Origin of the sequence: uncultured Mucilaginibacter sp. (assembly GCF_913773635.1) — a bacterium.
GTDB lineage: Bacteria > Bacteroidota > Bacteroidia > Sphingobacteriales > Sphingobacteriaceae > Mucilaginibacter.
The window spans coordinates 227,282-241,209 of sequence record NZ_CAJYGQ010000008.1; the positions used below are offsets into that span (position 1 = coordinate 227,282).

The window sequence follows — 13,928 nt, forward strand, 5'->3', positions numbered from 1 at the left end:
AACTATAACCATAATTACCATGAAAAACGCATTAGCATCAGGATTAATCATAGGAATATTAAGCGGCTTATGGCTCTTCATAATGCGCTGGGCGGGTTACACAACCTTTAATGACCAAGTATCGCCTATTGAATATATTTCAATAAGTATTCCGATTATTGGTGTATTTTTAGGACTTAAAGCCTACCGCGACCAGGATTTAGGCGGAAGATTAAGCTTTTTAGAAGGCTTGGTGCAAAGTTTAAAAATATTACTTATTGGCGGTGTAATTGCCGGTTTTATAGGTGTGATATACGTTAACTACGTTGAAGCAGAGCACAACTTCCGCGATTTCTCGGGCCGCTTATTTGGCGCGTTGCTTATAGGTGTTTTATCTGCCCTAGCAGCATCGCTGTTATTAATGAATAAATCAGGCCGATCTGTTGATTAAACAAGTTAAAATACATTTTGAACTTATTTTTTGGGTAACAGCCATTATATGTTTAGCTGTTTCCCATCCCACACACAAAGGGCATTTTGCCCTTTGTGTGTTTAAAATAGCCGGGGTTAACTGGTGCCCCGGCTGCGGCATAGGTCATTCCATATCATGGCTGCTTCATGGCAATATCCACCAGTCTTTTAAAGCCCATTGGCTGGGAATTCCGGCTTTAGTTGTAATAATTTACCGCATTGGTTGTCTAACCTTAAATCGTTTGTTTAACTTTAAGAAAACTTCAACTCATGGACTTTAATTATTTCGCCGCATTTTCAGGTCTTACACCCGAAGAAGCTACCTTTTTACAGCAAGCTACTGTTGGCTTAGAAGAAAGACAACAACAGCAATTTCTTGCACTTTATGGTAGCAAACGCCGTAGCCCGCAGGATATTTTATTATTTACACTGCTTGGCTTTGTAGGTATTGCAGGTATACAGCGCTTTATAACAGGCCAGATATTTATGGGGATCATTTATTTCTTTACTGCTGGTTTTTGCTTTATAGGTACCATTGTTGATTTAATAAACCATAAAGAGCTTGCTAACGAATATAACAAGCAAATGGCTTATGAGTCTATGCATCTTATAAAAATGAGAGGCTTCTAATCAGGTGGCAAATAACGGCGCAAAATTACTCATGGTTGCCGGCGGTCTTTTATTGCTTGCCGGTATCATGTGGTATTTTTTGGGTGATAAATTTCGTTGGATAGGTCACTTGCCGGGAGATATCAATATAAAACGTGATAGCTTTCAATTATACATACCTGTTACAACGTTGGTATTGGTAAACCTGCTTTTATTTATATTGATGCGTATTTGGAACTGGCTTGGCTGGTAGTACATTTGCTTCTGTTTATGAAATTACATGAATTAATATCTTATCTTGAAAGTTTTGCACCGCTATCTTATCAGGAAGATTATGACAACTCCGGCCTTATAGTAGGCCAGGCAAGCAAGGAAATTAACCAAGCCCTCATATCGTTAGATTGCACAGAAGCTGTTGTTGATGAGGCAATACGCACCGGATGTGACGTAATAATATCACATCATCCTATTGTATTTAAGGGCTTAAAAAAATTCAACAGCAAATCATATGTTGAACGTGTTGTTGAAAAGGCTATAAAACACAATATAGCCTTATACGCCATACATACCAATTTAGATAGTGTAATCAACGGTGTAAACGCCCGGATTGGTGAAGTGCTTGGCGTTCAAAACCTCCGCATATTATCGCCTAAAAACGGCATTTTAAAAAAACTTGTTACTTATGTGCCGGGCAGCCATGCAGCAACACTACGCAATGCCTTATTTGCTGCCGGTGCCGGAAACATAGGCAACTACAGTGAATGCAGTTTCAACGCAAATGGCACCGGAACATTTAAAGCAGGCCAGGACAGCAACCCCTACGTAGGTAATATTGGCGAGCAGCACCAGGAAGCCGAAGTTCGTATTGAAACTGTTTACCCTGCCCAGCTGGAAAGCAAAATATTAATGGCACTTTTTCTTAATCATCCTTATGAGGAAGTTGCCTATGACCTTTATACTTTAACCAACCAGCATCAGCAGGTTGGCTCGGGCATGATAGGCGAACTTGATATCCCGCTTGCCGAAAATGATTTTTTAACCCTGTTAAAAACCAAAATGCATGCAGCAGTGGTACGTCATACCGAATTATTGGGTAAACCAATTAAAAAGGTAGCAGTTTGTGGTGGTTCGGGCGGCTTCTTACTTAAACAGGCAATTGCTGCCGGAGCAGATATATTCATCACTGCCGATTATAAGTATCATGAGTTTTTTGATGCTGAGGGAAAAATTATAATTGCCGATATCGGACATTTTGAAAGTGAGCAATTTACACAGCATCTATTGTATGAAATAATACAGAAAAAATTTAGTAACTTTGCCCTCCGTTTAACAGAAATTAATACAAACCCCATAAAATATTTTATTTAATGGAACAAACCGTAGAACAAAAGCTGAAAGCTTTATACGACCTGCAAACTATCCATACCAAAATTGACAGAATACGCCAGGTAAGAGGTGAACTGCCTATGGAAGTTGCCGACCTGGAAGATGATGTTGCCGGTTTGGAGACCCGCATTCAGAAAATTAAAGGTGAGCTTGATGATTTAGAGGATAACATTGTTACCCGCAAAAATCTTATCCGCGATGCTCAAGCCAATATCAAAAAATATGAAGGTCAGCTTAACGAGGTAAAAAACAACCGTGAGTATGATGCTATTTCAAAAGAGATTGAAATTCAAGGCCTTGATATTCAGGTTAGCGAGAAAAAAATAAGGGAGTACGGTTTTGAAATCACTTCAAAAACTCAGATCTACGAAAAAGCTTTGGCTGATTTGGAAGGTCGTCGTGCCGATTTAGACGCTAAAAAAGAAGAATTAGGTACTATTACTGCTGAAACTGAAAAAGATGAGAATGAATTAAACACTCAGGCCGAATCAGCAAAGCAAAATATTGAAGAGCGCTTATTAACTGCTTACACCCGTTTACGCGGTAATGCTAAAAATGGTTTAGCGGTTGTGACCATTCAGCGTGATTCTTGCTCAGGATGTTTTAATCAAATACCGCCTCAGCGCCAGGCCGACATTCGTCAGCGTAAAAAAATCATCGTTTGCGAACATTGCGGACGTATTTTGGTTGATGAACAAATGGCGCTCGAAGAAGAGCACGCATAATCAGCTTTTAAATTAAAAAAAACGATATAAGGCGCCTGAAACAGGCGCCTTTTTTTGTGTAATGACCAAACTAATCCGATTACTTGTTCCGCTACTTTTTTTGGGGTTGCAATGCTTTGCAAATTTTGATGTTAACGCTAACTGTACCAAGGCCTATAAATGCATATTACAATTTAAGCTCAAAGCAGCCCGGCAGGCTATTGATGCAGAAAAATCAATGCACCCTCAAAACAGCTTTGCCATACTACTGGATGACTATTACGACTACTTCTGGATGCTTAGTACCGAAAGCAAGTCAGACTACGACCGGCTCAAGGAAAATAAATCAAAAAGACTTAATAAGCTTGAAGACGAAGATAAGGCATCACCTTACTACAATTTCGCACTCGCACAGGTAAATTTGCACTGGGCATTACTTCATGCCCGTTTTGGAGATAATAGTGCCGCAGGCTTTGCCATTAACAGGGCATACAAACAATTAAACGAAAATCAAAAGAAATTTCCGGCCTTTTTGCCTGATGATATACCATTGGGTATGGTAAACGTAGCATTGGGTGCACTACCCGATGGTGCCTTAAAAAGTGTACTGAATATATTTGGCATTAAAGGCAGTATAGCATCAGGCATAAGCCTTTTACAAAATGCAACACAGCACTTACCCAAGTCGGCTTATGCCATGTATTACGATGAAGCAGTATTTTATACAACCTACCTTCAAACAGATGTGGTGAATGATGAGCAGGCTTATAATAAAATGCTGCAATACACCAATAGTATGGAAAGTAGCAGCCTCCTTAAAAGCTATATACAAGGCTATATAGCGCTCCGCACAGGTCACAGTGCCGAAGCTGCACATTTCCTTCAAAAAGCCCCTGAGGGAAGCGAATACCAGCCTTACCCCTATCTTGATTACTTAGCAGGGCTGGCACGCATGAATATTTCTGATAAATCGGCGGGAAATTATTTCAACAAGTTTTTACAAACCAATAAAGGCGTAAATTACATCAAAGACGCTTACCTGCATTTAGCCTGGGAAGCCTTGCTGGATGGTAACGAAAAGCGCTACAATGCCTTTGTTCAGTTTGTAAAAACTAAAGGTTACACCTATAATGAAAAAGACAAAAGGGCATTAAAAGAAATTGCAGGCGCTCCCTACAACACTACTCTCCTACAGGCACGCCTATGGTTTGATGGTGGTTTATATGAAAAAGCACTTAACATTTTAAAAATTAAAGATGCAGGTAGCTTTACAGCAAAAGACGATAAAGCTGAGTACTACTACCGCCTTGCACGGGTTTATGAAGCTACGGATAAAAACACGCCTGCCCTGGAAAACTATCAGCAGGCTATAGTTACGGGTAAAGCAAGCAACACTTACTTTGGTCCAATGTCGGCCCTTAGAGCCGGAAACATATATGAGCAGCTTAAAGATAGCGCTAAAGCAGTATCGTATTATAAGCTAGCTATAGATTTCAAAAATCACGATCAGGAAAACAGCATCGAACATAAGGCTAAAGAAGGCTTAAAAAGGTTAAAAAAATAAAATACGGGCTTTTAGCCCGCATTTTATTTTTTTAATGTGCGAAAACGCAACAGTGCTTCAATTCTTATTTGGTATTGATGAGATTGTATAGCTCATCCAGGCGCGGCGTCAAAACAATTTCTATACGGCGGTTGCGTGATCTTGCCTCAGGGGTATTTGCTTTGTCTATAGGCTGAAACTCACCCTTACCGGTAGCTGTAATACGGGTAGCATCTATTTTCTCAATCTCGGTTAAATACCTGCTTACAGATGTTGCCCTTAGCACGCTTAAATCCCAGTTATCTTTAATCTGACCCAAATTAACCACACGCTGATTATCAGTATGACCTTCTATTGATAAGTTAATATCAGTTTCCTTGTTGAGCACACCGGCCAATTGCTTAAGTGCCTGCTTTCCCTTTTCATCAATCACAATACTGCCCGAAGGAAACAACAATTTATCGGTTAGTGATACGTACACTTTTCCGTTTCGTATATCAACAGTTAAACCACTTTGTTGAAAGCCAAGCAGCGCCTGTTGTAACTTATTTTTTAGTGCATTAGTTGCCTCATCGCGCTTGCGCAATATATCTTCTACCTCGCGTAAACGGGCCTCTCTTTTTTGCAAATCGCCTGATAGCTGGTTAATTTTTGTAGAGTTAGCGCTATAATTTTTATTTAGCAAAACATGCTTTGCGTTTAACTCATTGTAAGTTATTTGCAACTCGCTTAATTCACGGTGCAAGTGGGCGGTATCTGAGCGTAGCTTAGCCATTTCTTCTTCAAGGTTGGCCGACCGGCTTTGAAGAGAATCGCGCTCGGCAATGAGTGCCTTGTAAGCTTTTGGCGACATTACTTTACAAGAATGTAATGAAGCACCCAATGCTAATGCAATGAGGTAGTACTGTGTTTTCATGATGAAGGTTTCAGTTAGTTTTAATCAATAGCGTTATTTAAAAATACATTAAGGGGATGTATCTGTTCACACAAAGATGTAATTTTGCCTGTAATACCGGTTTTCTGCATTTCACTATCGGTAAATTCATGATAGGCAATAAAGCTTTTTAATTTGAGCAGGTCAATATATTCGTTATCTGCATCATACCCTTTAGGCAAGGTTTTAAGCTTTTCCTGGTCACGAAATTCACCAAAGTTCTTTTTAAATTCAGGCTCATCAATAATTGCAGTCAGGTCGGCAGCGTTATAGTCAATTTCCTGCCTTATAGCTTTTATGTGTTCTCCTTGCGGCATCCAGTAACCACCGGCAATAAATGATTTGTTACCGGGCTCAATTTGCAGGTAATAACCAATTTCAACCGACTTATGCCTGGTAAGCCTACCAATAGCAAAATGCATTTTATAAGGTGTTTTATCTTTGCTAAACCTTATATCACGATAAATACGCATCATGCACTTCTTAGGCTCGAGGCTGGCATCTACACCTGTATCAGCTTTGCTCAAAGCTTTAATAAGGTCACCAGCAAAATCAAGTACATTAGCGTACGCGTCGTCATAACGTTCTTTATTGGCCTGAAACCACTCGCGGCTGTTATTCTTTTGAAGATCGGACAGGAACTTAAACGTATCAGTGCTTATCATCTGTATCTAAATAGGGCTGGTAGTGTATTTTTGGCGACAACCAGTATAGTAGTATAACCCTTGAATAACGATAATTAAAAGGCGCAAGTATAAAACATCCTCCTAAAATGACACCCAGATACAACCATGGCGATTCCATATTGCCGGTAGCATAATAAGTTATAAATGCCAGTATAACGGCTTCAGCCACGTTGAAAGCATAGCTTACGTACATGGCAGCGTAGAAATAGCCAGGCTCGATTTCAAAATGCAGACCGCAACGCGGGCAGTTTTCATGCATTTTATTACCGCCAATAGCATACATTGCACCGGTAAACATTTTACCACGACGGCATCTTGGGCATTTTGAATGCAGCATAGCGCTGCCCATCGGGGTTTGAGACATAGCAGATGTATTGGTGTTATATAAAAAATCCGGCAAAGGGCCGGATAGTTTTAATTTAAATGAAATTTCTCTTTACCCATATTAAGGTCAACGTTTTTACGACGGTACTTTTTATACCACACATAGCCGCCTACAGCCAACGCAATATAAGGTGCTGCTAACAGATACAAAATACCGTTATTAAGCCCGTTTGCCTCCGTGTTGCCATCTTTTACACCAGCTTCGGCCGTGGCCGAACACATGGCACACTGAGCATTGACACTTTGCACATTTAAGGCAAGCAATAAAAAACTAAGCGCACAAATAAAGACCTTCACACTTTTCATACTACAAAATTACCTATTTAAAATTAAAAGTTGTAATAAGGTTGAATGAGCAAATAAACAATTACACCACTTACCGTAACATAAAACCAAACCGGAAAAGCCCAGCGCACCAATTTACGGTGACGTTGAACATCCATTTGCAAGCCACGGTAAAAACTTAGCAATATTAATGGCAACACAATAGCCGCCAGTACAATGTGTGTAAGCAATATAATAAGGTAGGCAACGCGCATTCCACCAACGGCGGCTGCTTCCGTATCAGACAATACTCCGTCCCCATCCAAGTCACCAAATTTAGTATCATGCCCCAACCAGTGGAAAAGTATATAAGATACCAGGAATAACGCTGATAAGCAAAATGCAACTATGTTTGTGCGCTTGTGCCACGTTACATTACCGTGCCTTATAAAGTAAAGCGATATAACGAGCAGTATACTACAGGCACCATTTAAAAAAGCATTCAGCTTCGGAAAAAAATATAGTAAATCAGGCGAAACTGCCGGAGCAGGCAACACCTTCAGGCTAAGTATTACAACAACTAAAAAGACAAATACTGATATACCGGCAACAAACCGGAATATAAATTTATCACTCACGTTCATATCAATTAGGGGCTTTAATTTTTCGTAGCTCTTCGGCAATCTGCACTTTAATCTCGTCGTTTAGCTTAACTATCTCCTGAAGATTTGTGCCATCATAATAGCCACGTATACGTTTCTCAGCATCTATTAAAACAAGCTTGCTATCAAAGACAAAGTTGTTGTTCATTTTTACGGCATTTACAAGTAAGCCATTACGGGCAAAGTTATAAGTGGTTGCAGTATCACCGCGTAAAAACATCCACTTATCAGCGGCATACCCCCACGGTTTCGCGTATGATTGCAAGCGTGCCGTGTTATCAAACTCCGGATTGACAGTGATACTTACAAACTTAACCATACGGTTTTTTCGAAACGCTCCCGCTAGCCTATCGATGTTTTTATTCACCTTACTACAAACATCCGGACACTGCGTATAAAATAAGTTCACTACAAATACCTTGTAATCAAAATCATTTAGCTTCACTGCCTTGCCTTCCTGATTGGTAAACTCAAAGTTGGGCAGCTTATGATAAATGGTATCGGGGATGTATTTGCCGTGAAACTTGTGCCCGGTTTTGGCAACCTCCTTAGGTCCGTAAATAGCAAGGGGCTTATAACGGTTTTTACCTTTTGCGGTAAGCAAATAATATAAAAATCCTGGTACTGCTAGTATGAGCACCAGGATTAGTATCTTTTTTATAGTAAAAGAAGATTTGTTCATTTAGTAAGTCTTACCTTAATACGTCCACCCAGTGATGGCTTTCATTGGTAAGCACCAGTATTAAACCGATGATGAACAGGGTTGGAACCAAAATTGAATATACTAAACCTACTTTTTCAAACTTTAAGTGCATAAAGAACGCCACAATGTAAAACGCCTTAGCTAAAGTTAAAATGATGTAGATAGGGTTGGCTACATTTAAGCCAATGATTTCTTTAGGCACCATGTAAAGTGCAATAAAGAACTCAATAACAGTAATGCCCAACAGGATGAAAAACACCTGCCATATTTTACCACGCGTCATGCCGGCATGTTCGCCGTGCTCATCGTGATGTAGTTCTGTATGTTTTGTTTCAGACATGATATCGTTATTTTAAATAGCGTTGTTAAAAATCAAACTAAGTAGAAGAAGGTAAATACAAATACCCAAACCAAATCAACAAAGTGCCAGTAAAGGCCAACTTTTTCTACCATCAGGTAGCTGCCGCGGCGCTCGTAAGTACCGGCCAAAACGTTAATAAGGATAATAATATTGATAATCACACCGCTAAATACGTGGAAACCGTGGAAACCTGTAATAGTAAAAAAGAGGTTGGCAAACTGTTGTGTGTACACAGCAGAAGGCTCAACACCATGCGGGAAAAAGTGATCAAGGTGTTCAGGAATTTTACCCCAGCCAAAGCCTTCGGCAAACAAATGGCTCCACTCCAACGCCTGGCAACCTAAAAACATGAAGCCACCAATTACAGTAGCTACTAACCACCATGCTACTTCTTTTTTAGCCCCACGATGACCGGCCTCAACACCCAATACCATAGTTACCGAACTCATGATGAGTATGAACGTCATGATACCAACAAATACCAATGGTGCACCATGCTCAATTGAGGTTAAGGGTACCGACTGGAAAATATGATCGGCCGCAGGCCAAGAGGTTGAGCTGAAACGCAGAGCGCCGTAAGCAATTAATAAAGATGAAAATGTAAAGGCATCCGATAAAAGGAAAAACCACATCATCATTTTACCGTATTCTACCGAAAACGGTTCTTTACCGCCAGACCATGGCGTTGATTTAACTTCGTCTATAGGGGGTGTAACCGCTGTTGTACTCATCTGTACTTCTTATTGTGTAGATTGATTAATTCTGGTTCAAAAGTAAAAAAACATAGAGATAAATCCATATAATATCGACAAAATGCCAAAATATAGACGACATCTCCATACGGAATAAATTCAATACCTGGGGCGTTTTCCTGTATGTGCTCACCAGGCTTATTATAAGTAACACTAATCCTGCCAAAATGTGTATAAGGTGCATCAAAGAAAACACATACACAAACGAAATTGAAGCATTAGGATTTGAGAAAAAGGCATGCATTTCAAACGATAATACATACCAGGCGTATATTTGCATGCCAAAAAAAGCAACGCCTAAAAATAATGTGAGCCATAAAAAAGCTCTTTGTTTGGCAACATCGCTCCTTTTTGCTGCTGTTGATGCCAAAAACACGGTAATACTGCTTACAATTATAATAGCAGTGCTGTACATAAAAGCAGCCGGCATCTTGATATTTAAACCGTGCCCTTTACCACCTATGTAAACAATAAATCCGCTGGTTAACGCCGCAAAAAACATAAACGATGTGAACAAAAACAGCCACATGTTAAATCTCTTGGGGGTTAAGTCTAATTTTCCTTTGTCTTGCTGAAACTGAGCCATCATCTTTACTACTTCCCTATAAAATCAAACAAAAACATCAACTGCACAACCGGCAGGTATAAAAAAGAACCAAACATTAACTGCTTTGCAGCTTTTATGTCAAGCTTGCGCATGAGGTTGAATGCCTGGTATAAAAATATAATACTAAAAATCAAAGAGACGCCACCTACAAAATAGCCACCATAACCATATATCGTAGGTAGCAAACTTACTGGCACCAGAACCAAGGTGAACACAAAAGTTATTATAGCACTAAACCTGTCGCGGTGACCGGTAGGTAATAACCGGAAGCCCGCCAATTTGTAGTCATCATCTAAAACCCAAGCAATTGCCCAAAAATGAGGAAACTGCCATATAAACTGTATACCAAAAACTATAAGTGCAATTTGATCAATTTTAGGGTGAGCAGCAACGTAACCAATAAGCGGTGGCAATGCGCCTGGAATGGCGCCAACAAATACCGATATAGGCGACTTTTGCTTTAAAGGTGTATAGGCAAATGCATATAATATAATTGCAAAAACCGATAAAAACCCGGTAAGTAAATTTAAGCTACCCAGCAGATAGGTACCGAATATCCCCATAAGCAAACTGAGCACAAGCGCCTGTCCGTTGGTCATACGTCCGGATGGTAATGGGCGGTCAGATGTGCGAGACATAAGGCGATCCAAATCTTTTTCGATGATCTCATTAAAGCCGTTAGCAGCGCCAGTAATTAAAAATCCACCTATTATTAGTTTGGCCCAGTTAATCCAGTTGATAACGCCAAGGGGGTTATCTTTAAATGGCACCTGGCTTCCTATGAGGTAAGATATAGAGGCCGAGAACACTACCAGGAAAGTAAGTCTTAGCTTAACCAGCTTAATCAAATCTTTCCAAATCATCTGCTCACCTCCGTATAATTAGCTGATCTGCTCAAATTCAACATCAAATAAAATTGCGCTCCAAAAATTAAACTGGCCAGCAGTATGTGCGATGCCTGTGCTACCGGAGGTAGACCCCAGTAAGAAAGCGCAATACCAGCTCCTATCTGCAACACTATAATCAGGAATACAAGACTCATCATTTGCTGCTGAACCGAATGCCGGCTGAAAGTGCGTCTTACCAGCGCATAAAGCAGTACGTTAAGCACTACAACAGCTAAAGCAAGATCACGATGCATGTTAAATGTTTGGCCAACCTTTGCCACCCACTGGTCGCGGTTTGTATCCTGAAAACGGTCGGCTACTTCATCTACTTTCTCTCTCACCTCCGTTCCATAAGTAATTTGTATAACGCTTAGTATAATTGCCAGCGCTGCAATAACTTTTGTTAATGGTTTTGTGTTCAACATAGGCTTGCCTTGTACTTTGGCGAGGTGATAGGCATAAATGGTAACAGCAAGTATAACCAGTGCTAAAAGCATATGTACGGTTACAATCCAATCAACTAAATTCGTTGAAACCACTATAGAGCCTAACCAAGCCTGATAACCAACCAAGAATATGTTTAGCACACTAAGTGCCGGAATCCACTTGTTTTCATTACTGTAACTAAATGAAAATACGGCAACCAATAATAAGCCTATTCCTGACAAAACACCTACCAGCCTGTTTACATACTCAGTCCAGGTACGTGCCGCATTAAATTCTTCAGGTACAAGTATTGATTTATCTTCACGTATACGCTGAGCTAAATCTTTGTTGCCAAACTTATCGAGCATTTTGGCAAAACGCTGATTTTTTGCCTCCCGCTTGGCTACATAGGTTTCTTTGTAGTTGGCGGGCAATTCGCTTACATGGGTGGGTGGAATATAGCGGCCAAAACATTTAGGCCAATCAGGGCAACCCATACCCGAACCAGAACTGCGTACAATACCTCCGGCTAAAATAACGGCAAAAAGCAAAACAATAGTAACAAGGCTGGCGCTTCTAAATCGTTTTCTGTTTGTTGCTCTACTCATTTACGCTGTTAAAAAATTAGGGTATCTGTTAAGGGATACTTCCCGGTACAGATACCCTAAATCATATGATCAGTAAGGAATTACTTTACTTCCTCGTTTGATTTTTGGGTATTTACCCATTCATGGTTATCATGAGATGCATGGTCTTCAAAATCGTGCGGCAAGTTCGAGCTCAATGTTTGAGAGAAAGACACGGTTTGAGGAATGAAATCTTCATCATGACCAGGCTTGCTGTAATCATAAGGCCAACGGTATACAGTTGGTATTTCACCAGGCCAGTTACCATGAATGTGTTCAACCGGGGTAGTCCACTCAAGGGTAGTAGAGTTCCATGGATTCTGAGGGGCTTTTTTACCAAAGAATATAGAATAGAAAAAGTTGAACAAGAAAGCAACCTGTGCTAAAGCGGCAAATATAGCTGCCCAGGTAATAAAGGTATTAACCGATACCCATTGTTTCAACGACTCAATTTCAGTGAACGAGTAGTAACGACGTGGAACACCGTCAAGACCCATAAAGTGCATTGGGAAGAACACAAGGTAAGCACCGATGAAAGTTAACCAGAAGTGCAGGTATCCTAATTTTTCGTCCATCATACGGCCAAACATTTTAGGAAACCAGTGGTAAACACCCGCCAACATACCAAATATAGCTGCAGAACCCATTACCAGGTGGAAGTGAGCCACAACAAAATAAGTATCATGCAAGTTAATGTCTAACGCAGCGTTACCTAAGAAAATACCGGTAATACCACCAGAGATAAAGAAAGACACTAAACCAATAGCAAACAACATTGCTGGAGTGAACTGTATATTACCTCTCCAAAGCGTTGCCAGGTAGTTAAATGTTTTTACTGCCGATGGTACCGCAATAATCAAGGTAGTGATCATGAACACACCGCCAAGGAACGGATTCATACCCGTAACAAACATGTGGTGACCCCATACAATGAACGATAATACAGTGATACCAATTAACGAGTAAACCATTGCATGGTAACCAAAGATTGGTTTACGTGAATTAGTAGCAATAACTTCTGAAGATATACCTAAAGCAGGCATAATTACAATGTACACCTCAGGGTGACCCAGGAACCAGAATAAGTGCTGGAACAGGATTGGGCTACCACCTTCCATAGGCATAACCTGACCTTGGATAACGATATCAGATAAGTAAAAGCTTGTACCAAAGCTGCGGTCAAATATTAAAAGAACAACACCAGCAACCAACACAGGGAACGCAAGAATACCTAAGATAGCAGTAAGGAAGAATGCCCAGATAGTCAACGGCATTTTCCACAAGTCCATACCTTTGGTGCGCATGTTTAAAATGGTACTTACATAGTTGATACCACCCATTAACTGGGAGGCAACAAACAATGTCATACTTATTAACCATAAGGTCATACCCATACCTGAGCCGGGCATTGCTTTTGGTAAAGCTGAAAGTGGCGGATAAATAGTCCAACCCGGACCAGCAGGTCCCTTTTCAACAAAGAATGAAGCCATCATAATCACACTGGCTACAAAGAATAACCAGTAAGAAAGCATGTTCATGAATGGAGATGCCATATCACGGGCACCTAACTGATAAGGAATAAGCAAGTTACTGAATGTACCGCTCAAGCCTGCAGTTAACACGAAAAATACCATGATGGTACCGTGTATAGTTACCAGCGAAAGGTAAAAGTTAGTATCTAAACGACCGCCCGGTGCAAAACGACCTAATAAAGTTTCCATTAAAGGAAATGACTTTTCAGGATACGCCAGCTGAATACGGAAAAGGATAGACAAAATCATGGCTATAACCGCCATCACAATACCAGTTATTAAAAACTGGCGTGCTATCATTTTGTGGTCCTGGCTGAAGATGTACTTCGTCCAGAAAGATTCATTATGGTGATGTTCGTGATCGTGATCATGATGTGCTACGCCGTGATCGTGAACTGATAATGTTGACATA

General features: G+C 40.3%; 19 protein-coding genes. 7 read left to right on the top strand and 12 right to left on the bottom strand.

The features are described 5' to 3' along the window. Positions 1–19 precede the first annotated feature (19 nt). The 7 genes from QZ407_RS10680 (at position 20) to QZ407_RS10710 (ending at position 4,713) form a co-directional block, all read left to right on the top strand. Complete coding sequence (locus QZ407_RS10680) at positions 20–430, top strand: DUF4199 domain-containing protein (protein ID WP_157542849.1); 411 nt, start codon at positions 20–22, stop codon at positions 428–430. 97 nt (positions 431–527) lie between these two features. Further along, a complete protein-coding gene (locus tag QZ407_RS10685; RefSeq protein WP_295770730.1) occupies positions 528–731 on the top strand; it encodes a DUF2752 domain-containing protein in 204 nt (67 codons plus the stop codon). Then, positions 721–1,080: a TM2 domain-containing protein gene (locus QZ407_RS10690; protein WP_157542851.1), complete on the top strand. Its 360-nt coding sequence runs from the start codon at positions 721–723 to the stop codon at positions 1,078–1,080. The genes QZ407_RS10685 and QZ407_RS10690 overlap by 11 nt, the downstream gene beginning before the upstream one ends. Positions 1,081–1,084: 4 nt before the next feature. Next, positions 1,085–1,312 (top strand): DUF2905 domain-containing protein, encoded by a 228-nt coding sequence (locus QZ407_RS10695; protein WP_295770733.1) that lies wholly within the window; start codon positions 1,085–1,087, stop codon positions 1,310–1,312. 17 nt (positions 1,313–1,329) lie between these two features. Next, positions 1,330–2,427 (top strand): Nif3-like dinuclear metal center hexameric protein, encoded by a 1,098-nt coding sequence (locus QZ407_RS10700; RefSeq protein ID WP_295770735.1) that lies wholly within the window; start codon positions 1,330–1,332, stop codon positions 2,425–2,427. Further along, positions 2,427–3,170, top strand: a complete 744-nt coding sequence (locus QZ407_RS10705; RefSeq protein ID WP_295770737.1) for a C4-type zinc ribbon domain-containing protein — start codon at positions 2,427–2,429, stop codon at positions 3,168–3,170. The genes QZ407_RS10700 and QZ407_RS10705 overlap by 1 nt, the downstream gene beginning before the upstream one ends. Before the next feature lie 61 nt (positions 3,171–3,231). Beyond that, positions 3,232–4,713 carry a tetratricopeptide repeat protein gene (locus tag QZ407_RS10710; protein ID WP_295770740.1) on the top strand — a complete coding sequence of 494 codons (1,482 nt, stop codon included), beginning with the start codon at positions 3,232–3,234 and terminating at the stop codon, positions 4,711–4,713. A 64-nt stretch (positions 4,714–4,777) separates the two neighbouring features. Here QZ407_RS10710 and QZ407_RS10715 read toward each other — a convergent pair whose 3' ends face one another. The 12 genes from QZ407_RS10715 to QZ407_RS10770 form a co-directional block, all read right to left on the bottom strand. After that, positions 4,778–5,608 carry an OmpA family protein gene (locus QZ407_RS10715; RefSeq protein ID WP_295770743.1) on the bottom strand — a complete coding sequence of 277 codons (831 nt, stop codon included), beginning with the start codon at positions 5,606–5,608 and terminating at the stop codon, positions 4,778–4,780. Between the two features lie 20 nt (positions 5,609–5,628). Beyond that, positions 5,629–6,291 carry a DUF2461 domain-containing protein gene (locus tag QZ407_RS10720; RefSeq protein ID WP_295770745.1) on the bottom strand — a complete coding sequence of 221 codons (663 nt, stop codon included), beginning with the start codon at positions 6,289–6,291 and terminating at the stop codon, positions 5,629–5,631. Continuing rightward, positions 6,278–6,676 (bottom strand): DUF983 domain-containing protein, encoded by a 399-nt coding sequence (locus QZ407_RS10725; protein ID WP_295770747.1) that lies wholly within the window; start codon positions 6,674–6,676, stop codon positions 6,278–6,280. The genes QZ407_RS10720 and QZ407_RS10725 overlap by 14 nt, the downstream gene beginning before the upstream one ends. Before the next feature lie 50 nt (positions 6,677–6,726). Further along, entirely contained in the window at positions 6,727–7,002 is a 276-nt protein-coding gene (locus QZ407_RS10730) for a hypothetical protein (protein WP_295770749.1), read from the bottom strand. A gap of 23 nt (positions 7,003–7,025) precedes the next feature. Beyond that, positions 7,026–7,598 (bottom strand): DUF420 domain-containing protein, encoded by a 573-nt coding sequence (locus tag QZ407_RS10735; protein ID WP_295770751.1) that lies wholly within the window; start codon positions 7,596–7,598, stop codon positions 7,026–7,028. Between the two features lie 7 nt (positions 7,599–7,605). Continuing rightward, on the bottom strand, positions 7,606–8,304 hold the full coding sequence (locus tag QZ407_RS10740; protein ID WP_295770753.1) for an SCO family protein: 699 nt from the start codon (positions 8,302–8,304) through the stop codon (positions 7,606–7,608). Positions 8,305–8,314: 10 nt separating this feature from the next. After that, entirely contained in the window at positions 8,315–8,665 is a 351-nt protein-coding gene (locus QZ407_RS10745; protein ID WP_295770755.1) for a cytochrome C oxidase subunit IV family protein, read from the bottom strand. A gap of 32 nt (positions 8,666–8,697) precedes the next feature. After that, a complete protein-coding gene (locus QZ407_RS10750; RefSeq protein WP_295770757.1) occupies positions 8,698–9,417 on the bottom strand; it encodes a cytochrome c oxidase subunit 3 in 720 nt (239 codons plus the stop codon). Positions 9,418–9,442: 25 nt separating this feature from the next. Next, positions 9,443–10,027, bottom strand: a complete 585-nt coding sequence (locus tag QZ407_RS10755) for a cytochrome c oxidase subunit 3 (protein ID WP_295770760.1) — start codon at positions 10,025–10,027, stop codon at positions 9,443–9,445. A gap of 5 nt (positions 10,028–10,032) precedes the next feature. After that, positions 10,033–10,908: a heme o synthase gene (gene cyoE, locus QZ407_RS10760; protein WP_295770761.1), complete on the bottom strand. Its 876-nt coding sequence runs from the start codon at positions 10,906–10,908 to the stop codon at positions 10,033–10,035. Further along, positions 10,905–11,966, bottom strand: a complete 1,062-nt coding sequence (locus QZ407_RS10765) for a COX15/CtaA family protein (RefSeq protein ID WP_295770764.1) — start codon at positions 11,964–11,966, stop codon at positions 10,905–10,907. Before QZ407_RS10765 ends, cyoE begins: the two co-directional genes overlap by 4 nt. An 80-nt stretch (positions 11,967–12,046) precedes the next feature. Beyond that, a complete protein-coding gene (locus tag QZ407_RS10770) occupies positions 12,047–13,927 on the bottom strand; it encodes a cbb3-type cytochrome c oxidase subunit I (RefSeq protein WP_295770767.1) in 1,881 nt (626 codons plus the stop codon). Position 13,928 lies beyond the last annotated feature (1 nt).